Source organism: Mesorhizobium amorphae CCNWGS0123 (genome assembly GCF_001686985.1).
Taxonomy (GTDB): Bacteria; Pseudomonadota; Alphaproteobacteria; order Rhizobiales; family Rhizobiaceae; genus Mesorhizobium; species Mesorhizobium amorphae.
On sequence record NZ_CP015318.1, the window covers coordinates 4,440,266 to 4,461,831 of the forward strand.

Annotated in this window: 22 protein-coding genes; 14 read left to right on the forward strand and 8 right to left on the reverse strand. The window is 63.7% G+C overall.

Going from position 1 to position 21,566, the window contains the following annotated elements; translation table 11 throughout:
- The first annotated feature begins 553 nt into the window (after positions 1 to 553).
- Positions 554 to 676, forward strand: coding sequence for a hypothetical protein (locus A6B35_RS37200; protein ID WP_006201647.1), 123 nt, complete (start codon positions 554 to 556; stop codon positions 674 to 676).
- A gap of 30 nt (positions 677 to 706) precedes the next feature.
- Here A6B35_RS37200 and A6B35_RS37205 read toward each other — a convergent pair whose 3' ends face one another.
- The 4 genes from A6B35_RS37205 to A6B35_RS20980 all read right to left on the reverse strand — a co-directional run bounded on the left by A6B35_RS37205 (position 707) and on the right by A6B35_RS20980 (position 5,149).
- Positions 707 to 838, reverse strand: coding sequence for a hypothetical protein (locus tag A6B35_RS37205; RefSeq protein ID WP_006201648.1), 132 nt, complete (start codon positions 836 to 838; stop codon positions 707 to 709).
- A 1,465-nt stretch (positions 839 to 2,303) separates the two neighbouring features.
- Entirely contained in the window at positions 2,304 to 2,549 is a 246-nt protein-coding gene (locus A6B35_RS20970) for a hypothetical protein (RefSeq protein WP_006201649.1), read from the reverse strand.
- A 630-nt stretch (positions 2,550 to 3,179) separates the two neighbouring features.
- Complete coding sequence (locus A6B35_RS20975; protein WP_006201651.1) at positions 3,180 to 4,427, reverse strand: ATP-binding protein; 1,248 nt, start codon at positions 4,425 to 4,427, stop codon at positions 3,180 to 3,182.
- Positions 4,424 to 5,149 carry a response regulator gene (locus A6B35_RS20980; protein ID WP_006201652.1) on the reverse strand — a complete coding sequence of 242 codons (726 nt, stop codon included), beginning with the start codon at positions 5,147 to 5,149 and terminating at the stop codon, positions 4,424 to 4,426. Before A6B35_RS20980 ends, A6B35_RS20975 begins: the two co-directional genes overlap by 4 nt.
- A 213-nt stretch (positions 5,150 to 5,362) precedes the next feature.
- Between A6B35_RS20980 and A6B35_RS20985 the strand changes: the two genes are divergently transcribed.
- The 5 genes from A6B35_RS20985 (at position 5,363) to A6B35_RS21005 (ending at position 12,317) form a co-directional block, all read left to right on the forward strand.
- A complete protein-coding gene (locus A6B35_RS20985) occupies positions 5,363 to 6,058 on the forward strand; it encodes a hypothetical protein (protein ID WP_006201653.1) in 696 nt (231 codons plus the stop codon).
- A gap of 109 nt (positions 6,059 to 6,167) precedes the next feature.
- Positions 6,168 to 6,392 carry a hypothetical protein gene (locus A6B35_RS20990; protein WP_006201654.1) on the forward strand — a complete coding sequence of 75 codons (225 nt, stop codon included), beginning with the start codon at positions 6,168 to 6,170 and terminating at the stop codon, positions 6,390 to 6,392.
- Entirely contained in the window at positions 6,373 to 7,518 is a 1,146-nt protein-coding gene (locus tag A6B35_RS20995) for an efflux RND transporter periplasmic adaptor subunit (RefSeq protein ID WP_083209841.1), read from the forward strand. Before A6B35_RS20990 ends, A6B35_RS20995 begins: the two co-directional genes overlap by 20 nt.
- Complete coding sequence (locus tag A6B35_RS21000) at positions 7,515 to 10,637, forward strand: efflux RND transporter permease subunit (RefSeq protein ID WP_006201680.1); 3,123 nt, start codon at positions 7,515 to 7,517, stop codon at positions 10,635 to 10,637. Before A6B35_RS20995 ends, A6B35_RS21000 begins: the two co-directional genes overlap by 4 nt.
- A 129-nt stretch (positions 10,638 to 10,766) precedes the next feature.
- Positions 10,767 to 12,317, forward strand: a complete 1,551-nt coding sequence (locus tag A6B35_RS21005) for an efflux transporter outer membrane subunit (RefSeq protein ID WP_081482117.1) — start codon at positions 10,767 to 10,769, stop codon at positions 12,315 to 12,317.
- Between the two features lie 70 nt (positions 12,318 to 12,387).
- On the opposite strand, the gene A6B35_RS21010 is transcribed toward A6B35_RS21005, so the two are convergent.
- From A6B35_RS21010 to A6B35_RS21025, 4 genes are all read right to left on the reverse strand, one after another.
- Positions 12,388 to 12,591, reverse strand: coding sequence for a DUF6074 family protein (locus A6B35_RS21010; protein WP_006201678.1), 204 nt, complete (start codon positions 12,589 to 12,591; stop codon positions 12,388 to 12,390).
- Positions 12,592 to 12,804: 213 nt separating this feature from the next.
- On the reverse strand, positions 12,805 to 13,101 hold the full coding sequence (locus A6B35_RS21015) for a DUF982 domain-containing protein (protein WP_006201677.1): 297 nt from the start codon (positions 13,099 to 13,101) through the stop codon (positions 12,805 to 12,807).
- A gap of 133 nt (positions 13,102 to 13,234) precedes the next feature.
- A complete protein-coding gene (locus tag A6B35_RS21020; RefSeq protein ID WP_006201676.1) occupies positions 13,235 to 13,471 on the reverse strand; it encodes a hypothetical protein in 237 nt (78 codons plus the stop codon).
- Between the two features lie 116 nt (positions 13,472 to 13,587).
- Entirely contained in the window at positions 13,588 to 13,980 is a 393-nt protein-coding gene (locus A6B35_RS21025; RefSeq protein ID WP_006201675.1) for a hypothetical protein, read from the reverse strand.
- A gap of 221 nt (positions 13,981 to 14,201) precedes the next feature.
- Between A6B35_RS21025 and map the strand changes: the two genes are divergently transcribed.
- From map to A6B35_RS21065, 8 genes are all read left to right on the forward strand, one after another.
- Positions 14,202 to 15,029, forward strand: coding sequence for a type I methionyl aminopeptidase (gene map / locus A6B35_RS21030; protein ID WP_006201674.1), 828 nt, complete (start codon positions 14,202 to 14,204; stop codon positions 15,027 to 15,029).
- A 75-nt stretch (positions 15,030 to 15,104) separates the two neighbouring features.
- Positions 15,105 to 15,875 carry a TIGR01458 family HAD-type hydrolase gene (locus tag A6B35_RS21035; RefSeq protein ID WP_006201673.1) on the forward strand — a complete coding sequence of 257 codons (771 nt, stop codon included), beginning with the start codon at positions 15,105 to 15,107 and terminating at the stop codon, positions 15,873 to 15,875.
- Between the two features lie 124 nt (positions 15,876 to 15,999).
- Positions 16,000 to 16,752, forward strand: coding sequence for a RadC family protein (gene radC / locus A6B35_RS21040; RefSeq protein ID WP_065518248.1), 753 nt, complete (start codon positions 16,000 to 16,002; stop codon positions 16,750 to 16,752).
- A 143-nt stretch (positions 16,753 to 16,895) separates the two neighbouring features.
- Positions 16,896 to 17,780, forward strand: a complete 885-nt coding sequence (coxB, locus tag A6B35_RS21045; protein ID WP_065518249.1) for a cytochrome c oxidase subunit II — start codon at positions 16,896 to 16,898, stop codon at positions 17,778 to 17,780.
- A 20-nt stretch (positions 17,781 to 17,800) separates the two neighbouring features.
- Entirely contained in the window at positions 17,801 to 19,570 is a 1,770-nt protein-coding gene (ctaD, locus tag A6B35_RS21050; protein WP_006203496.1) for a cytochrome c oxidase subunit I, read from the forward strand.
- Complete coding sequence (locus tag A6B35_RS21055) at positions 19,567 to 20,271, forward strand: cytochrome c oxidase subunit 3 (protein WP_006203495.1); 705 nt, start codon at positions 19,567 to 19,569, stop codon at positions 20,269 to 20,271. The genes ctaD and A6B35_RS21055 overlap by 4 nt, the downstream gene beginning before the upstream one ends.
- Positions 20,272 to 20,283: 12 nt before the next feature.
- Entirely contained in the window at positions 20,284 to 21,006 is a 723-nt protein-coding gene (locus tag A6B35_RS21060) for a heme-copper oxidase subunit III family protein (RefSeq protein WP_006203494.1), read from the forward strand.
- Between the two features lie 9 nt (positions 21,007 to 21,015).
- Complete coding sequence (locus A6B35_RS21065) at positions 21,016 to 21,420, forward strand: cytochrome C oxidase subunit IV family protein (RefSeq protein ID WP_006203493.1); 405 nt, start codon at positions 21,016 to 21,018, stop codon at positions 21,418 to 21,420.
- The last annotated feature ends 146 nt before the right edge of the window (positions 21,421 to 21,566 follow it).

Sequence of the window (21,566 nt, forward strand, 5' to 3'; positions counted from 1 at the left end):
CGCCGGCCATCTTCCATGATCCGCGTCGGTTTCGGCTAGCTGCGGCTCTTTCGGATAGATGAAATGAGATCGTCGACACGGTCTGCCGGATCGGCTCGGGGCTTCCTGCCCTGCGATCGAGCCTTCCGCCTTTTGTCGTAGATGCGCCTCAGTCGGTCGCAGGCCGCCTTGGCGCGCTGCCAGGTCCTACCGATAAGGAAGTGCTCCCTCCAAATACCCGACGGTTCGGGGCGATAGCGGAAACTCGCTTTGTGATCTTCCATGGTCCGCAACGGCAACGACACACAGTGGGTTCGACCCAACATAGCAACGTGGTTAACACTGCAGCGGGTGTCGGGCCTTTCGCCGACGATACCAGAACCCAGTACCCGCCCCGCCATCGCGATCATGTGCTGGGGCTACCGGCGAGACATGGTTCGTCTCCTATGTGAAACCTTTCTAATGCTGGCCGGTTAACCCGGAGCAGGAGAGAGTGTTCATGCCAAGACGAGATCACACGGCTCGGCCGCCCAGGAAGCCACGCACGCGCCCGCTAAAAGGCGAGGAGGCGGAAGTGAGCCACATTGTCGAAACGCATGACGTCTCGCCGGACCAGGCAAGAGAGCTTGTGCGTCGACACGGCAACGATTGGCGAAAGATCGACGAGGCCGCCAAATCCTATAAAGACGAAAAGTGAGTTGGCCCTGCCGCGAAGCGCAAGGCCTGATCAGCCCGCCGAGCCGCCATCACGATGGTCGATCGCCGAGAAAATGGTCACCCCTGAAACGACGATTTGAGCGGTCATCTCGGTGAGCTTCTCGCGCTTCACGAGCGTGGGCTTTTCGTAGGCTTTTTTCATTTGCTGGTTCCGAAATCCGCTGGCTGACGTGTCGGGCCGAGACACTGAACGCTGCAGCTTCAGTTGCGTTCCGTTGCAGAGCGGCTTCGTCTCACTCTGCCCGAAAATCCTGCAAGGCGCGGCAAAACCGGCGCCTTGGCTAACTTCCAGTCCCAGAGGCAGAACGCTACCGCTTAGCGGGAACTCTTCTCTTCAAGGATGGCTGAGCAATCGATCTCATCGTGAAACGGTGCATGAGGATCGAGCACCAGCCATGACGCATGAGACCGAAGTTCCCTCAGGCGGGCGTTCTTTTCGAGACGAGCGTGGCGTTCCGCCTCTGCATGGAACGCTAGAGTAGGCTTTTCACGAAGAGAGCTCATACGCAGCCCCACTTAACGTCATCGCCTATGAACGCTAACGCGCTGAGTTGCGTTCCCTTTTTATTATCCTGGGATGTCGCAGGGGATGCAGGACAATGCGAAACGCAGTCACCGGGCTCGGCTTAGTGATAGTTCTGCTTGCGGGGGCAATTGGCGCGATGCTCGCCATCCCCGACAGGCGTTCTTTGTCACGAAGAGAAGGGCCTTACGGGGAAGTTCACGACACCAAGCTATGCGGTGAGCGGCTGTCCGCGCTTTATCGGCGTACCAAAATAGAGCGGAAAACCTCGCCGCTCCATTTGCGGAGCGGCGAGGCCCCCAACCGCCCCAAATGCCGGTCCCAACACCGGCGTTTTTAACACTGCAATTGTGGTGCCAGCGGCAAATGACCCATTCCAGGACAGTCCGCTGTTCCACCGACCGACCTACTGCCCGCTCAGCGGTCCTCCGGCCTGCTCCGCTGGTGCTTCTTCGGGTGACGACGTAGCCGACATGCGAGACCTGACAGCTGCCGCGGGCAAGCGTGGCACGGTTCTTGCTCCAACAGCTTCAGGCACGCCGGGCGCGAAGACCTGTTCCACATCGATACCGGCGTGTGAGGTTGGGACAATGATGTCGCGTAAGCTTCTGTTCGCCCTTCCCGCAGTGTTCTTGGCCACCGCCTTGGGGGTAGCCCTCTGGTCGTCCGTCACCTCATGGGGATTTCTGGCTGCGACCCAATCCGGTTCGGTCTTTTGTTCAAGCGGTCCACCACCCGGGACCGTATCGGCGTCGGCGTCGCGGACTGTGCCACCATGCCCGCCGGGCGTCACAAGGTCATAAGGGAGCGCATCGATGGCCGCGAGACTGTGGATAGCCCAGACAAGAACTGGAGATGAACTGCCCTCTGCAACGGCGTATTGCAGAGATTGTGTCATGGAGTGGTGGGCTTTGACCACTCGGTTGGCATCGGCCATTCGCGAATTCGTTGCACCGCGCTACCGGCCAGAACTTCACTATATGCGCGGCCCCGGTCCGGCCTGCGCGCGCCGCGTGAGCACGCGCTGAAGGCCGGTCTTCATCCTTGCAAGCGCCACGTCTTGGCCAGTAGCAGTCCCTCCAGCCTACTCCGCTGGTGCTTCTTCCGGTGGCGGCGTCAGGACTGTGATGTCCATTCTGGCGATCGTCGATGCCGCCCGACCTTGCGCACCAGGATCCGTGTCGCCGGTTTCGGCAACCATCGCCTTGGCGCGATGTCCGACGCTGTCGGCGCTGTTGCCCGGCGCAAATCCTTCACCTGTTTCCGGCTTTCCCGCTTTCAGTTGATTTTCCGGTACATGCCGATGTTGACTTGCAATCGCGGAAACCATTGAGACCTCCTCTGGTGACGGTTCAATGATATCCGTGCTGGCTGTTGCGAGACTGACCTTGCAAAGGGCCCGCCAGGGCAAACGGCGGCGGATGGCGCAGCAACACAAACCCACCCACTGCAGCCCTAAGTGCGGAAGTTGAGCGGGATGGCCTGTCGCGGCTGACCTGAGCGCAATACGACGACAATGACGAGGGCGACCAATGTCAGCGAGCGCGTCTCCTTGCCCGGAAACGCGCTGTTAACGTCGTTCGCGGGTGACAGGATGTCGGCCTCGGATCAAGAGCGTAAAGTTCTGCTTGCTGTCAGCCACGGAGGCGGAAATGAATTTGCTTCGCATAGCGCTCTTGTGCACGGCCATCGGCCTGGTAGGACCAGCGGCCGTTCGCGCTGAAGATCAGCCTGCTGCGGCGACTAACGAAATAGCGCCAGAGGTGCCGCCAGTTCATTGCGAGGGGCAAAATTGCCTGCCGCCGGCCGAGGACACTGTCGAGGCATGCAAGGGACAAGATTGCACGCCGGCTCCAGTGATTGACCAGACGCCGGCTCCGGAGATTGAACAGGTCAAGTGACGCCGGGACCCTCACATCTGCGGAAGTAAGCGGTTTCGAGTTGCCTAGCGTCCATTCCGCTAGGAAACCGCAGCAAAGACCACCTTCTGCGCAAGCCCGCCACCCGTCCGGTTCTCCAGCGTAATGCTCCCGCCGTAGCGCTCGATGATCTCCTTGGCGATGGCGAGGCCGAGGCCGGCGCCGGGAACGGACTGGCGGCGGCCGGGATCGACGCGAAAGAAAGGCTCGAACGCCTTGGCGAGCAACTCCGGCGGGATGCCGGGGCCGCTGTCGGCAATCGTCAGCACCGCCTGATCGCCGGCGGCGGCCAGCGAGACGCTGCAACCCTTGCCGTGCGTGGCGGCGTTGACGATCAGATTGCGCAAGGCGCGGCGAAGGCCGAGCGAACCTGCCCTGATCGAGACCTTGTCCAAGTGATCGGTCGATACCGCATGTCCGAGCGACCGCACCTCGGCGGCGATTTCGCGGACCAGCTTCGCCAGCTCCACCGGCTCGACCGCATCCTGGTTCACCTCCTCGCGCACCAGCCGGATGGCGCTGTCGGCGATGCGGTCGAGCTCGTCGAGATCGTGAAGCCACTTGTCGCGATCGTCGTCGAGGAATTCGGCCCGCAGCCGCATCCGCGTCATCGGTGTTCTGAGGTCGTGCCCGGCGGCGGCGACCAGCCGCATGCGGCTTTCCATCGCCGTTTTCAGCCTGGCGGAAAGCTGGTTGAGCGCATGCGCGGTCGCCCTGACCTCGGCCGACCCTTCCTCAGGCACCGCCGCTAAAACGCCGTCCGAGCCGATCTTGCCGACGGCGGTCTCGAGCATCTCCAGCGGCCGCACCAGCACGGCGGTGAAATAGACCGACACGGCCGTGGCGCCGAGGACGATCAGCGTGATCCAGCCCGAGAGCACGAACCAGGCATCTCGCGGCGGTCCGAAATCGGGGACATCGACGATCATCCAGCGATTGTCGGGCAGCGCGACCGAAGCGACCATGCCGGGTCTGCCGACATTGCGGCTGACGACGGCCGAAACATCAAGGCCCAATTCGTGCATGATGTGGTTGAGCACACGGGTATGCCTTTGGTCCTCGTCGCCATCGGCGGGCTGATCGCTGAGATTGACCGGCGCGTCGCCGGCGCCCGGCACGTGGCCAGGGACCAGTTGCACCATCAACTGGATCTGTCGAGCCACCGGCCCCATGCTCAACTCGGGTGACGGCCCGCCAAGCACCTTGATGGCGACGATCGTTGCCAGGCCGACAACGCCGACGATCGAGACGACCAGCAGGATGATCAGGCGCCGGCGCAGCGATTTCATGCCTCGGCCTCCGCTGTCTCGACGCGGGCAGTGAGCTGGTAGCCGCCATTGCGCACCGTCTTGAACAGAGGCCCCTCGCCGGTGTCGCCGAACTTGCGCCGCAGCCTGCTCATCAGCACGTCGACGGAACGGTCGAGCGGATCGCGCTCGCGGCCTTGTGTCAGGTCGAGAAGCTGGTCGCGCGACAAGAGCCGTCCGGGACGGTCGAGGAAGACCTGCAGCAGGTCGAACTCGGCGCCGGTGAGGTCGATTGTTGCGCCCTCGGCATCCGTCACCTTGCGCGTGTCCGGTTCCAGCCTGTAGCCGGCGAATTGGTAGACGCGCACGCGCGGCGGGGCGGCCTCTTCCGGCGCCGAGCGCCGCAGCACGGCGCGAATGCGGGCGGTGAGTTCGCGCGGATTGAACGGCTTGCCGAGATAGTCGTCGGCGCCAAGCTCCAGCCCGATGATGCGGTCGACGTCTTCCTTCAGCGCCGTCAGCAGGATCACCGGAATATGCGGCTTGCGGTCGCGCAGCGAGCGACAGATATCGAGCCCGGAGCCGTCGGGCAGCATGACGTCAAGCACGATCAGGTCGAACTGGCCTGTGCCGAGCTTCTGCTCGCATTCGCGCCGGTCGGCCGCCACCGAGACGCGAAAGCCCTGGCCGTCGAGATAACGCCCGAGAAGAGTCCTGATCTCGCGGTCGTCGTCGACGACAAGGATATGGGGTTGCGTCTGCATTCTTCGTCCGGTTGCCTGTTCGCTTTCGATTATAGGGAGAGCCGCAGGCGAACGGCATGGAAAATTGCAACCGAATGTTTCCGGCCGGCGAACAGAAACATTCGGAAACAAATCTCCCTTTTGTGGAAACCTTCGGCAACGCGCCGAAGCAAAGCGGCAAAAGACGCCTCCTATCCTCCAGCCATCCGAAGCATGTGGGAAAGGAAAAACAACATGCGAAGCAGACTTTTTGCCCTCGGCCTCTTCTCGGTCGCCGCCATTCATCCTGCGCTGGCGCAGCAAGCCGACCCTGGTGCCCCCTCCGGCGACGAACCGCCAGTGGTGGCCATGCAGGACAGCCCGGACCAGGGCCCGATGCAACCCGGTCCGCATGGACCGATGCGACACCGGCCGGAAGGTTTTGGCCCGCAGCGCTTCGGCGCACAGCGCATGGGACCGCCGCCGGAATTCATGCTGGCAGCCCGGCTTTCCGCGCTCGAGACCAAGGTTGGCATTCGGACGGAGCAGCTCGACGCCTGGCGCGACTACACCAGCGCGCTGCAGGAGACGCTGACGCCACCGTTGCCCGATCATGGCCCGGGCGGCTCCGGTGGACGCGGCCCCGACGCCGGAAAGCCCGGCCCCGATGGCAGCGCCGCTCAGGCACCGCGCGACCCGTTCGCCCGTCAGGAAAGCCTCGTCGACGACATCACCAAACGAGCGGTTTCGGCCGGCAAGCTGAAGGATGCGATCGCAGCACTCCGCGCCAAGTTGACGCCGGAACAGCTCGAAATCCTCGCTTCGGCGGAACGGCCGCATGGACCACCCCCCGGTCCCTGGGGCGGCCCGCCGGACGACGCAGCCGGTCCCGGAGGTCTCCCTGGCCATGGCAGACAGCTCCCGCCGCCTCGCGATGGCGAGCAACTCTGACTGGCTGCGCCGGCCGGCCCGCTGACCCACCCGTTCTCGGGCCGGCCGGTTTCTTCTCCCAAAATGGCGGCCGGTTTGCCGGCCGCCATTGAGCAACGAAAGCACGACAATGTGGGAAGCGCTGATGATGCTGCGGCTGATCGCGTCGATGCGACCGGCGTCCCTGCCGATCGGTTCGGTCCTGCCGATCGATCATGTCGGTCGCGCCATGCCGCCGGCCCTGCCGGCCGACACGCTAAGGGGCGCGGTCCGGTTGAGCTTTGCCGCCTACCGCCTGTCGCTTCCGATTTCCGCACGTTTGAGCACCGAAGATCATGACCAGAAAATTGCGTAAGAGCCATCTTCTCCTTGTAGCCGTGCTGGTCGCAGCCGGCGTTGTCGCGGTGCTCAACGCGTATGGCCACGGCACGGCCGAACCGGCTGCGCAAACGGCCGCGCCCGTTCAGGCTGCCACGCTGACTGTTTCCGTCGAGACGGTCCGTTCCGTTGCCATCAAATCTTCCGTCAGTGCCACCGGCACGGTCGCTGCCTGGCAGGAAGCAACGATCGGCGCGGAAGAGAGCGGCTTGCGCCTGACCGACGTGCTGGTTGCCGAGGGCGACCACGTCAAGGCGGGCAATGTCGTCGCGCGCCTCGACGCCTCACTGCTCAAGGCTCAGCTCGCCGAGCAGAAGGCCGCGGTCACGCAGGCCCAAGCGACTCTGGAGTCAGCGATCTCCGCCGCTGCCCGTTCCAACAAGCTGCTCGCCAGCAACGCGGTCAGCGCAGAGACGGCGGAAGAAAAAGCGACTGCCGTCAAGACCGGCCAGGCGCAAGTCGAACAGGCCGAGGCCGCTGCAGAGAGATTGCAGGCCGAACTCGACCGGACGACCATCCGCGCCCCCTTCGACGGCATCGTATCCAGCAAGCCCGCTGTCGCCGGCTCGATCGTCCAGGCCGGCACCGAGTTGATGAAGATCATCCGCGACGGCAGGCTGGAGGTCGGCGTCCTCGTCCCCGAAAAGGACCTGGCGGCGATCTCGGTTGGCCAGACGGCAAGCATCACCGACGCTTCCGGCCGCGCCTTTGCCGGCAGCGTTTCCTCCATTGCCGAGACGGTCAATTCGACCACGCGGCTTGCCACCGTTTATGTCGGCCTCGGCGAAGGCTCCGGCCTGAAGCCCGGCATGTTTGCCCGCGTGTCGATAGCCACCGCTGCCTCGCAGCAGCTCAGCGTCGCCGAGGCGGCCCTCGTCTGGCATGACGGCCAGCCGGCGGTTTTCGTCGTCGATGGCGCAGGCAAGGTCAGCGCGCGCTCCGTCGCAACCGGCGCACGCCAGAACGGCCGCGTCGCCATCGAGAGCGGCCTGTCGGCAGGCGACAGCGTCGTCGTCGCCGGCGCCGGCTTCCTCAGCGACGGCAATCTGGTTCGCATCGCCTCTGCCGAGGCCTCCGCGCCCTCGACGGAGACAGCCCAATGAACGCCATTTCCTCCTGGTCGATCCGCAACCCGGTTCCGACCATCGTATTGTTCCTTTCTCTGACGATTGCCGGCCTCTACGGCTTCATGCAGTTGCGCACCAACAACATGCCCGACATCGACTTGCCGACGGTCACCGTGACGGTTGCGCAGCCTGGTGCCGCGCCGAGCGAGATGGAGGTGCAGGTCGCGCGCGTGGTCGAAAATGCCGTGGCGACGCTCGAAGGCGTCGACGACGTCTCGACCTCGATCAGCGAGGGATCTTCCGTCACCACGGTGGAGTTCACCCTCGGCACCGATCCCGAGACCGCCACCAACGACGTCCGCAACGCGGTGTCCGGCGTGCAATCCAGCCTGCCGGCCGCCGCCCAGGCGCCGGTGGTGGCCAAGGTCAACGCGACGGGCAATTCGGTGCTGACCTATGTCGTCGAGGCGCCCACAATGTCGCCCGATGCGCTGAGCTGGTACATCGACAACGATGTGGCCAAGGCCATGCTCGGTGTCGACGGCGTCTCCAAGATCACCCGTTCGGGCGGCGTCGACCGGGTGATCCGTGTCGAGCTCGATCCCGACCGCCTGGCGGCACTCGGCATCAGCGCCGGCGACGTCAGCCAGACGCTCGCATCCAACAACGTCAACCAGCCGGGCGGCCGCACCGCCATCGGCGGCCAGGAACAGTCGGTGCGCACGCTGGCCAGCGCAACGAGCGTCGACGCCCTGGCCGACACCCGCATCGCACTCTCAGGCGCCGGCGACGTCAAGCTCTCAGATCTGGGCACCGTGGTCGACAGCTGGGAAAAGCCGCGCCAGGCCGCCTATCTCGACGGCCGGGAGGTCGTTGCCTTCAATGTCTACAGGTCGGTCGGCTCCAGCGAGATCGACGTGGTCAAGGCCGCGCGCGCTGCTGTCGCCGAAATCGGTGCCAGGACCACCGCTGCAAAATTCACCGAGGTCACGTCCTCGTCCGGTTTCGTGCAGGAAAGCTACGATGCCGCGCTCGAGGCGCTGTGGATGGGCGCCCTGCTTGCGGTCGGCGTCGTCTGGCTGTTCCTGCGCGACATCAGGGCGACCCTGGTGTCGGCGGTCGCCATGCCGCTGTCGCTGATCCCGACCTTTGCCGTCATGGCGGCCTTCGACATCTCGCTCAACAACATCACCTTGCTCGCTCTGTCGCTGGTGGTCGGCATCCTCGTTGATGACGCCATCGTCGAGATCGAGAACATCGTGCGCCATATGCGCCAGACCGGCAGCAGCGCCTACCAGGCGGCGATCGAGGCCGCCGACGAGATCGGCCTCGCCGTTGTGGCGACCACCGCGACCATCGTCGCCGTGTTCTTGCCGGTGGCCTTCATGCCCGGCATTCCCGGGAAATTCTTCTTCTCCTTCGCCGTCGCCGTCTGCGTCTCGGTGCTGTTCTCGCTGCTGGTGGCGCGCATGCTCACCCCGCTGATGGGCGCCTATCTGGTGCGCGCCGGCGGCCATAGCCAGGAGGATACGCCGACATGGGTGCCAGCCTATCTCTGGCTGCTGCGCAAGGCGCTCAACCACCGCTGGATCACGCTCATCGCCGGCATTGCCTTCTTCGCGGGCTCGATGGCGCTGGCGACCAAGCTGCCGACCGAGTTCATGGCGGCGGCGGACCGCGGCCGCTCGATGATCTCCGTCGAACTGCAGCCGGGCTCGACGATCGAGCAGACCACGGCCGTCGTGCAAGGCATCACCAGGCGCCTCAAGGAGGAGCCGGCGGTCGACAGCATCTTTGCCACGATCGGTACGGCGGCTGCCTCGGGCGGCGGCCCGAATCCAGCTTCGACGGCGGCCGAGGTGCGCACCGCCAACGTCACCGTCAATCTGAAGCCGCGCACTGAGCGCACGCTCAGCCAGCAGGAATTCGAGGCCGAAGCGTCGCCGAAGCTCAACGATATTGCGGGCGCGCGCATCCAGTTCGGCGCCGACGGTTTTTCGGGCGCCAAGGTCTCGATCACCCTGGTTGGCGACGACGGCGCAGCACTTGAGAAAGCAAGCGACGCGCTGATCGACCAGATGAAGTCGATGCCGGGCCTGACCAACCCGACCTCGACCGCCGCCACGAACAAGCCGGAACTGATCGTGCGCCCCGACAGCGCCAGGGCGGCAGAGCTCGGCGTCACGCCGACCGAGATCGCCGCGACGGTGAAGATCGCCACCATCGGCGACACCGACACCAGCCTGGCGAAATTCAATCTCGGCGATCGCCAGGTGTCGATCGTCGTCACACTGCCCGACGGCGCCATCGACGATCCGGCGAAGCTCGCCATGCTGCCGCTGACCGGCAGCAAGGGCACCGTGCCGCTGGGCGCAGTCGCCGATATCGGCTTCAACGCCGGGCCGAACAGCATCACGCGGGTCGACCGCAGCCGCAGCGCCACCATCGAGGCGGACCTTTCCAACCTGACCCTCGGCGAGGCGACCACGGCCATCCGTGCCTTGCCGGTCATGCAAAACCTGCCGGCCGGCGTACACGAGCTGGCGCGCGGCGACGCCGCCCGCATGCAGGAGCTGTTCACGGGCTTTGCCACCGCGATCGCCGCCGGCATCCTGCTGATGTACCTGACGCTGGTTCTTCTGTTCCGCAGCTTCGTGCAGCCGGTGACCATCCTGGTCGCGCTGCCGCTCTCGGTGGGCGGCGCGCTCGGCCTGCTGCTGATCACTGGCAAGGCGCTTGGCATGTCACCGCTGATCGGCCTGCTGATGCTGATGGGCATCGCGGCCAAGAACTCGATCCTGCTCGTCGAATATGCGCTGGTGGCAGAGAAGGAGCGCGGCCTGAGCCGCTTCGAGGCATTGCTCGACGCCGCCCGCAAGCGCGCGCGCCCGATCGTCATGACGTCGATCGCCATGGGCGCCGGCATGCTGCCGATTGCGCTCGGCATCGGCGCCGACGCCGAGACCCGCGCGCCGATGGCGATCGCCGTGATCGGCGGGCTGCTCTCCTCGACCGTGCTCAGCCTCGTCTATGTGCCTGTGGTCTACACCTTCATGGACGACATCCAGCGCTTCCTCGCCCGCCATCTCGGCAAGCTGCTGGTGGAGCGATCCGACGCCGACCAGCAGGTAGCGGACGCCAACACCGCAGGCTGACTGGACATCAATCAAGGCAGCCCGCCCAATCATGGCTTCGTTGTCGCCCGACAGCGGCCTCACGAATGCCCCGGCCGTATCGACGGATACCAGGCAGGGGCCATGACCAATCCAAGTTGAGGGTAAGATATGACGCGTAAGGACTCCAAGAGCCGGACGACCGGCCGAAGCTCGGCACCGGCCAGCCGGTCGACCTGGAGGCAGGTGAGCGCCGTGGCGCTGGCAGCGACCACACTAGCCGGCTGCGTCGTCGGCCCGGACTATCAGAAACCCTTTCTGGCGATGCCAGCGGCTTGGAGCAGCCAGAAGAAGACCGCACCCGTCAAACCGGCGCAATTGTCGAAATGGTGGCAGCGGCTGCGTGACCCCGAGCTTGACGCGCTTGTCGATGAAGCCGTCGTCGGCAATCTCGACGTCGCCACCGCCAAGGCCAGGATTCGCGAGGCCCGTGCCAGCTACCGCCAGAGCGCCGCGACATTGTTCCCGTCCGCCGACAGCTCCGGATCCGCCACGCGCAACAAGACGGCGGCGACCACTTCGGGCGGAACCGCCAGCGATGCGTATAGCCAGTTCCAGTCCGGCTTCGATGCCAGCTGGGAACTGGACCTGTTCGGCGCCAACCGCAGGAGCGTCGAGGCCGCCCGTTACGGGCTGGATGCCGCCCAAGAGGAACTGCGCTCAACGCTGCTGACCCTGGTCGGCGATGTCGCCTCCAATTACACCCAGGCGCGTGGCTATCAGGCGCGTGTCCAACTCGCCCGCCGCGCGGCCGCGTCGCAGAAGCAGACGGCGGAGCTCACCCGCACCATGGCCGAAGCTGGCACGGCGACGGCGGCCGATGTCGCCAAGGCGAAGGGACAGGCGAGCAGCACCGAGGCCGACGTCCCGACACTGGAGGCGAGCTATGCCGAAGCGGTACACCGCCTTTCGGTGCTCACCGGCCGGCCGCCGGCCGCGCTGACCGAGCGATTGAAGCGCAGCGCGCCGATACCAACGCCGCGCCTGCCGATCCCGACCGGCGTTCCCGCCGACATCCTGCTCTCGCGGCCGGACGTGCGCATGGCGGAGCGGCAATATGCCGAGTACACCGCCAGGATCGGCCAGGCCGAGGCGGCGCGCTATCCGAGCGTCAGCCTGACCGGCGACATCGACACCTCCGCCTTCAAGCTCGGCGATCTCGGCAAGAACTCCACCATCGGCTGGTCCTTCGGGCCGACGCTCAGCATGCCGCTGTTCAACGCCGGCAAGTTGCAAGCCGCTGTCGAAATCGCCAAGGCCGAGCGCGACCAATATTTCATCGCTTACAAAGCCTCCGTCCTGACGGCGCTCGAGGATGTCGAAAACGCCAGCGTTTCGCTGACGCAGGAGCGCATCAGGAACGGCAAGTTGGCTTCTTCCGCGAAGTCCTACGGCGACGCGGCGAGTCTCGAGCGGACGCTCTACAAATCCGGCGAAACCAGTCTCCTTGATGTGCTGGACGCCGAGCGCTCGCTCTATTCGGCCGAGGACGCTCTTCTGCAAAGCCGTGTCCTGATCGCCACCGACTATATCGCGCTGAACAAGGCGCTTGGCGGCGGCTGGGACGGCGCCATCGACAGTTCAAGGCCGGAAATCGTTGACGCCAAGACCGGACCGCGGCTGGCATCACAGCCTCGGAAGAACAAGGACATCCAGGGATAGCCGATCGACTCTCGCAGTCAGCGCAGCTGGGCAATTCAGATTGGCGATGACCCCGTAGGTGGACAGTAGCCTAAGCCACCTCACCTGTCAGAACATGCATCTCTTTTTGAACGGCAGCGAAAAATCGGCGGACCTCGTTGCTGGCGGAAGCGGGATCGCCGCCGGACCCGATCGCGAGGTCGAGGAGTTCACGCGCCGTAGCCTTCCAGAAGGATGTGGCCGTGTCGCCATGCAAATTGCCGAGCTTGGCGGCAACCTCGCGAACCAGGACCATCTGCCGGTCTATTGGAAAGGCTCGCACGTTTGCTGACGACATCTTCTGGACCACGACACTGACGCAACGAATCACACGCTGCTCTACGGTCACAGGCCTAGCTGCGAGGTTGGAAACAGAACCTTAACGGCGAGGTCCATCGTTCAATTTGCGAAGGTTCGCGAAGCCGAGACAATCGCAACCGACGGACGACTGGAGCGCCAATTGCCCGGCCTAGATCCTCAGTCCCCTCGCCTCGCCGCCGCGCTTGCCGGGAACCATCATGTCCTTGGCCAGCAGACCGCTGACGCGGCAGAACGTCATGAACGCCCGGCAGGCGTCCTCGGTCTTGACCACGTCCACCGTGGCGCCGAAGCAGGCGTTGAAGGCGGCCTCATGGATCTTGCCCTGCCGACGCGCCGGCCAATTCTGCAGGAAATCGAGCGCCTGTTCGACGCTGTAGATTTCCTCGACCGGCAAGCCGGGCGCGGGCGCAATGCGCACCGGCACCTCGAACTGCAATCTGTCCATTCCATCTCTCCCGAACCGGCATCACCGCGCGGCAACGCCGGTCGTCGTGAAAGGTTGCTCTGGCCGGCTTCTGGCGCAGGAATGTGTCGTCAGTGCGGTCGATAGCCGCAAGAAGCCCGGCCGAACCGCGGGCTCATTGGTTTGCCGGGTCGGTTTCGGCGTCATAGGCCATGCGAACAACGACCGTCAGGACATAGAATGTCGGCACCGCAAAGATCGCCGCGAAGACCAGCGCCGCCGTTCCTGTCATGCCAAGCGTTTCGGCGATCGCCCAATAGACGGTGCCAATGCAGATCAGCGCCTGCACCGAGAGAAACGAGGCGGCCGAAACGGCACGCGAGAGGGTTTTGAAGGTTTTGATACGTTGCATCTGGAGGCTCCGGAAATGACGCGCCCCGCGGCCAGTGCACGGCCAGGGCCGCCGCACGGGTCACGACGCGAAAAGGATATGGATGGGGTCCGAAAAGCGCGGTCCGCGACCGCCAGTTATACTGAAGGCGGCGCGCGCGGCTGGTTGGCTCGCTTGCGCTGCGCGGGCACGAACGCCGATACGAGCACTGCCCAGGCCGAAGAGAGTTGATCGAGCGGAAGGAACCCGGCCTCCAGCCGAAGGGTGTTCGCGTCACCGCCAACGAACTTGGCCGGCAGTGGCCGGGCGGCCCGGATTTCGGCCGCCTTCATCTTGCCGCTGACGCGCAGCAGCGCCACCGCGTCGCCCTGCCGGGCCACGCTGATGCCGGCGCCGCTCGACGCAACCTTCGTGGAAGCCGTCGCGTCCGACTGGGCCAGGCACACCAACGACAGCAACAGCAGCGCCATCAGGCCCGAGCAGGCGGCCCTGATCGGCGACAGAAATGATGTTGCGCGCTTGGACGCCATCAGGGCACGGGTCTCCGAATGTTGCCTCCGCCCTAACCCACAGGGCCGCAAAAGGAAAGCGCAGCAGCCGGACAGTCTGGGGTCCATAAGGGCAAGAATATCGCCAGGCTACGCCTGCCGCCGGCAGTTCCTCCTTGAACCTTGCGGCTTCCAATGCCAAATCTGGGGAGATTTTCGCGCCGGCTCATTTTTGCAGCCACCCAATCGACAGACGGACAAGAATGGTCACCTATCTCGACGCCGCCACGGCACCGCTCAGAAACACCGGCCAGATTCGCCTCTATGGCGAAGACGGTTTTGCCGGCATGCGCAGGGCCTGCGACCTCACCGCGCGCTGCCTCGACGAGCTGGTGCCGATGGTCGAGCCGGGCGTCACCACGGAGACAATCGACCGCTTCGTCTTCGAATTTGGCATGGACCACGGCGCGTTGCCGGCGACGCTCAACTATCGCGGCTACACCAAATCGTCCTGCACCTCGATCAACCACGTCGTCTGCCATGGCATCCCCGACAACAAGCCGTTGAAGGACGGCGACATCGTCAACATCGACGTCACCTATATCCTCGACGGCTGGCATGGCGATTCTTCGCGCATGTATCCGGTCGGCACCATCAAGCGCGCGGCCGAACGGCTGCTCGAGGTCACCCATGAATGCCTGATGCGAGGCATAGCGGCGATCAGGCCGGGCGCCCGCACCGGCGCCATCGGCGCCGCCATCCAGACCTATGCCGAGGCCGAGCGCTGCTCGGTGGTGCGCGATTTCTGCGGCCATGGCGTCGGCCAGTTGTTCCACGACGCGCCGAACATCCTGCACTATGGCAGCGCCAACGAAGGCGTAGAAATGCGGCCGGGCATGATCTTCACCGTCGAGCCGATGATCAATCTCGGCCGCCCGCACGTAAAAGTGCTGTCGGACGGCTGGACTGCCGTGACACGCGACCGCTCGCTATCGGCTCAGTACGAGCACACGATCGGCGTCACCGAGACCGGTTGCGAGATCTTCACGTTGTCGCCGAAAAAACTCGACCGCCCCGGCCTGCTGGGCTGATAAATATCGCCCAAAAGCTTTGACTGACATCCGCCCGGCTTTGACGCAGGGCGAACTTCTCGCCATGCTGAGGCGATGACCCGAGGCGTGCTGCTCGATCTCGCAGGCGTCATCTATGATGGCGAGACCGCCATACCAGGCGGGGTGGATGCCGTTGCGCGTTTGCGCCAGGCCGGCCTGGCCGTGCGCTTCGTAAGCAATACGACACGTTCGTCGAAACAGACGGTCCTCCAACATCTGGAAGCGCTGGGACTGACCGTCACCAAAGCGGATGTTTTCACGCCGGCGCACGCGGCGCGCGAATGGCTTCTTCGCAATGGCCGTGCGCCATATCTGTTGGTTCATCCGGGCCTTGAGCCGGACTTTTTCGAATTGCCGGTTCGCGACAAGCGCGCCGTCGTCGTCGGCGATGCCGGAGAGGCCTTCACTTATACGGTCCTGAATGATGCGTTCCGCGAGTTGAATGCGGGGGCCGAACTGCTGGCCCTCGCCACCAACCGCGCGTTTCGGGATGCCGACGGTGCGCTCAGCCTCGATGCAGGGCCGTTCGTCACGGCATTGGAATATGCCTCCCTGAAACGCGCAACCGTTCTCGGCAAGCCGTCGCCGACATTCTTTCTGTCGGCTCTGGCAAGCATGAACTGTCCGCCGGATCAGGCGATCATGGTCGGCGACGATGCCGAAGCCGATATAGCTGGCGCCCTGCGCGCCGGAATTTCGAGCGCATTGCTGGTGCGGACGGGCAAATACCAGCAAGGCGACGAAAGACGCTTTGACCCGCGTCCGACCGCAACCTTCGCCGATCTCGCGGCGGCAGCCGACTGGATCATTGCGCGCCGAGACTGACTGCGCGGACCGAGGCTCAAGCTCATCGGCATCTGGCGGCTCTTTTGAAAACCATCGCGAGCCGGTTTCCCCTTTTAGGATCATGGTCTACTGTCTGTTCCGGTCAGGTGGACATGGGCGTTCGATGGGGAAAAGCGGCGACGACGAGCGGGGGTTCTTCTCCGAGCGGTGGAGCGAACCGCCGGCCAAGGCCGCGGCGGTGGAAAAGCCGCACTATCACGGCCATCGCGACCGCCTGCGTGAACGGTTCACGGCGGCTGGGCCCGACGCCCTGCCCGACTACGAGCTTCTCGAACTCCTGCTCTTTCGCCTGATCCCACGCGTCGACACCAAGCCGATCGCCAAGGCGCTGCTTTCGCGCTTCGGCACGTTCGCCGAGGTGCTTGGCGCGCCGGTGGCGCTGCTTCAGGAGGTGAAGGGCATTGGCCCATCGGTGGCAGTCGATCTGAAGGTGATTACTGCCGCCGCGCAGCGCATGGCGCGCAGCGAAATCCGCGGCCGCGAGGTCCTGTCCAACTGGACACAGCTTCTCGACTATTGCCGATCAGCCATGGCCTTCGAGAACCGCGAGCAGTTCCGCATCCTCTTCCTCGACAAGAAGAACGTGCTGATCGCCGACGAGGTGCAGCAGATCGGCACCGTCGACCACACGCCGGTCTATCCGCGCGAGGTGGTCAAGCGGGCGCTGGAACTCTCGGCCAGCGCCGTCATCCTGGTGCATAACCATCCCTCCGGCGACCCGACACCATCGCGCGCCGACATCGAGATGACCAAGCTGATCATCGACACCGCCAAACCGCTCGGCATCGCCGTCCACGACCACATCATCATCGGCAGGAAGGGCAACGCCTCGATGAAGGGGTTGCTGCTGATTTGATCCCGAGAGATTGGCAGCGGCAAAGTCGACATTTTCGCCTCATCCACAACCGGCTCTAGAATTTCGATTGCAAATCAAGCTATGATGCCCGTGGCATTTCCCCGGACGGCTTCGCGCCCCTGGAATGCCGGGAGGAACGGGACATGGCCGTAGCGCTTGTACTCGTTTTAGTCGTTGTGGGCTCAGTCTTGTTCCACTTGCTGAGCCCATGGTGGTGGACGCCGATTGCCTCGAACTGGGACTATATCGACCACACCATCATCATAACCTTCTGGATAACCGGCGTCGTCTTCGCCGCCGTCGTTCTATTCATGGCCTATTGCGTGTTCCGTTTCCGTCACCGGGAAGGCAACCGCGCGGCTTACGAACCCGAGAACAAGCGGCTCGAATCGTGGCTGACGATCGTCACCGCGGTCGGGGTGACGGCCCTGCTGGTCCCCGGCCTGTTCGTCTGGAGCCGTTTCGTCAACGTTCCGAGCGACGCGACCGAGGTCGAAGTCGTCGGCCAGCAATGGCAGTGGAGCTTCCGCCTGCCCGGCAAGGACGGCAAGCTCGGCACATCCGACACCAGCAACGTCAGCGCTGAAAATCCGCTCGGCGTCATCGCCGCCGATCCCAATGGCCAGGATGATGTCGTGGTCGAGGCGGCCGATCTGCACCTGCCGGTCGGCAAGCCTGTCAAGATGCTGTTGCGCTCGATCGATGTGCTGCATGATTTCTACGTACCGGAATTCCGCGCCAAGATGGACATGATCCCCGGCTCGGTCACCTATTTCTGGTTCACCCCGACCAGGACCGGCACCTTCCAGGTCCTGTGCGCCGAGCTTTGCGGCCAAGGGCATCCTTTGATGAATGGCGTGGTCATGGTCGATACGCAGGAAGATTATGTCGCCTGGCTCGGCGAGCAGCAGACTTTCGCGCAATTGTCGGCGCCCCAGCAGACAGGATCGGCAGACCCGGCGGCGGCAGGAACCCTCGCGCCCGGTTCGAAGATTTCGGCAAAGCTCGAAACGGTCGAGGCCCGCTGAAAGGACACGGAGGTGTTCCTATGGTCGATATCACGCCTGCAGATGCAGTCCCGCCTGCCGAAGTCGGGGAAATGGAGCTTTACCACCCGCACAGCTGGTGGACGAAGTACGTTTTCTCGCAGGACGCCAAGGTCATCGCCATCCAGTATTCGGCGACGGCGACGGCAATCGGCATGGTGGCGCTGGTGCTGTCGTGGCTGATGCGGCTGCAGCTTGGCTTCCCCGGCACCTTCGACTTCATCACCCCGGAAGCCTATTACCAGTTCATCACCATGCACGGCATGATCATGGTGATCTACCTGCTCACGGCTCTCTTTCTGGGCGGCTTCGGCAATTACCTGATCCCGCTGATGGTCGGCGCTCGCGACATGGTTTTTCCCTATGTCAACATGCTGAGCTATTGGATTTACCTGCTCGCCGTTCTGGTTTTGGTATCGAGTTTCTTTGCGCCGGGCGGACCCACGGGTGCCGGCTGGACGCTCTACCCGCCGCAAGCCATCATGACCGGCACGCCAGGCGGCCAGGACTGGGGCATCATCCTGATGCTGGTCTCGCTGATCCTGTTCATCATCGGCTTCACCATGGGCGGCCTGAACTATGTCGTGACGGTGCTGCAGGCCCGCACGCGCGGCATGACGCTGATGCGCCTGCCACTGACGGTCTGGGGCATCTTCACCGCCACCGTCATGGCGCTGCTCGCCTTCCCGGCGCTGTTCGTCGCCTGTGTGATGATGTTGTTCGACCGTGCGCTCGGCACCTCCTTCTTCATGCCGGCGATCGTCGAGATGGGCGAACAGCTGCAGCATAGCGGCGGCAGCCCGATCCTGTTCCAGCATCTGTTCTGGTTCTTCGGCCACCCCGAGGTCTACATCGTCGCACTGCCGGCCTTCGGCATCGTCTCCGACCTGATCAGTACACATGCGCGCAAGAACATCTTCGGCTACCGGATGATGGTCTGGGCGATCGTCGGCATCGGCGCGCTGAGTTTCGTGGTCTGGGCGCACCACATGTATGTCAGCGGCATGCATCCCTATTTCGGGTTCTTCTTCGCCACCACGACATTGATCATCGCCGTGCCGACCGCCATCAAGGTCTACAATTGGGTGCTGACGCTGTGGCGCGGCGACATCCATCTCACCATACCGATGCTCTTTGCCCTGGCCTTCATCGTCACCTTCGTCAATGGCGGGTTGACCGGCCTGTTTCTCGGCAACGTCGTCGTCGACGTTCCATTGTCGGACACGATGTTTGTCGTTGCTCATTTCCATATGGTCATGGGCGTCGCCCCGATCCTCGTGATTTTCGGCGCGATCTACCACTGGTACCCGAAGGTCACCGGTCGGATGCTGAACGAGGCGCTCGGCCAGTTCCATTTCTGGGTCACGTTCCTCGGCGCTTATCTGATTTTCTTCCCCATGCACTATCTTGGCCTGGTGGGCCTGCCACGGCGCTACGCCGAACTGACCGACATGACGATAATGACGGAATCGGCCCACCACCTGAACTCGTTCATCAGCATCATGGCCTTTATCGTCGGCTTTGCTCAGCTGGTGTTCCTGTTCAACCTGATCTGGAGCATCCGCCATGGCCGCGAGGCCGGCGGCAATCCCTGGCGGGCAACGACGCTGGAATGGCAGACGTCCGAAACACCGCCAGTCCACGGCAATTTCGGCAAGGAGCTGCCGATCGTTTATCGCTGGGCCTATGACTACAGCGTGCCGGGCGCCAAGGAGGATTTCATTCCGCAGAACGTGCCGGGCTCCTTCGGCACCTCCAAGGAGCCGGCATGAGCGTCATCCTGGTCTTCCTGCTCGTGGTCGTCGGCTTTGTCGGATGGTGGCTTTCCCATCAAAGGCTGATGTCGAAGCCATGGCTGGAGCAAGGCATGGCCGGGGATTTTGTCGCCCTCGACCGCTCGGCGCTGCCGACGGCCAAGATCGGCCTCGGTGTCTTCCTCGCCGTTGTCGGCTGTCTGTTTGCGCTGTTCACCAGCGCCTACTTCATGCGCATGGCGCTGTCGGATTGGCAGGCGCTGCCGCTGCCGCGCCTCCTCTGGCTCAACACCGGCGTGCTGGTGCTCAGCAGCGTCGCGCTGCAATGCGCCTCGGTCGCGGCCCGCAGAGGTCAACTGGAGACGGTCAAGCTCGGCCTCGTCACGGCCGGGATCACGGCGCTCGCCTTCCTGGTCGGGCAGCTCGTGGCATGGCGGGAACTGAGCACCGAGGGCTATCTGCTGAGCTCCAATCCGGCCAACAGCTTTTTCTACCTGATAACCGGCATGCATGGCCTGCATATACTGGGAGGGCTGGTCGGTCTCGGTAGAACGACCGCGGGCGCCTGGAACGGAGCCCGGCCGGAGCGGCTGCGCCTCGGCATCGAACTGTGCGCCATGTACTGGCATTTCCTGCTTTTCGTCTGGCTCGCCATCTTCGCGCTGCTGGCCGGCTGGGCCGCCACGTTCATCGACATTTGCCGACAATTGCTGACCTAAGGGATCAAGCGGATGTCCGAGACGACACTGACGCATAGCAGCCAAACGGAGCCCCGGCCTGCGGGCTGGCAAGGCATTGCCGCCGACTGGTCCTCGGATCAGCGGGCGTTCAAGAACGTGTCCTGGGGCAAGGCCATGATGTGGATCTTCCTGCTCAGCGACACCTTCATCTTCGGCTGCTTCCTGCTCTCCTACATGACCGCGCGCATGTCGACACGCGTGCCGTGGCCCAACCCGAGCGAGGTCTTTGCGCTGCACATAGGCGGCTCGAATGTTCCGCTGATCCTGATCGCCATCATGACCTTCGTACTGATCTCGAGCAGCGGGACGATGGCTATGGCGGTCAATTTCGGTTATCGCCGCGACCGCCGCAAAACCGCAATCCTGATGCTTCTGACCGCGTTGTTGGGCGCGACCTTTGTCGGCATGCAAGCCTTCGAATGGACCAAGCTGATCACCGAAGGGGTCCGGCCCTGGGGCAATCCATGGGGCGCAGCGCAGTTCGGCTCGACCTTCTTCATGATCACCGGCTTCCACGGCACGCATGTGACGATCGGGGTTATCTTCCTGATCATCGTGGCGCGCAAGGTCTGGCGCGGAGACTATGACACCGGACGGCCCGGCTTTTTCACCAGCCGCAAGGGTCACTACGAGAGCGTCGAGATCATGGGGCTCTACTGGCACTTCGTCGATCTGGTCTGGGTGTTCATTTTCGCTTTCTTCTATCTGTGGTGAGAGGAAAATATGGCTGAAGCAACCGCAAACGGCCTCGGACAACACCACCTGAACGCGGGGCATGCGCATGACGCAGCCACTGCCGGCGTTGCCCCTGCCGAGGTCCATCAGGAACACCCGATCAAGCTCTATCTGGTGGTTTGGGCATGGCTGTTCGTCCTCAGCGCCTGCTCCTACATGGTCGATTATTTTGGCCTTCACGGTTATCTCAGGTGGTCGCTGATCCTGATCTTCATGATGCTCAAGGCAGGGCTGATCGTCGCCGTCTTCATGCATATGGCCTGGGAACGGCTGGCGTTGACCTACGCGATCATCCTGCCGCCGATACTGGTGCTGGTGTTCGTGGCCATGATGGTCCTCGAAGCCGACTACACGCTTCTCACCCGGGTGACATTTTTCGGGGCCGGGCCCTGAGATCTAGAGCCGGGTGAGATCCAGCAGCCGCGACTTCAGTTGTGCGCGGATGCTGCTTGCCGTTCGGCTGCCTTGAAACAACCGGCGGCTGGTCCATTTTCCAGATATCGGAAGCGATATCGGGAGAATGATTGCTCTCGTTCTCC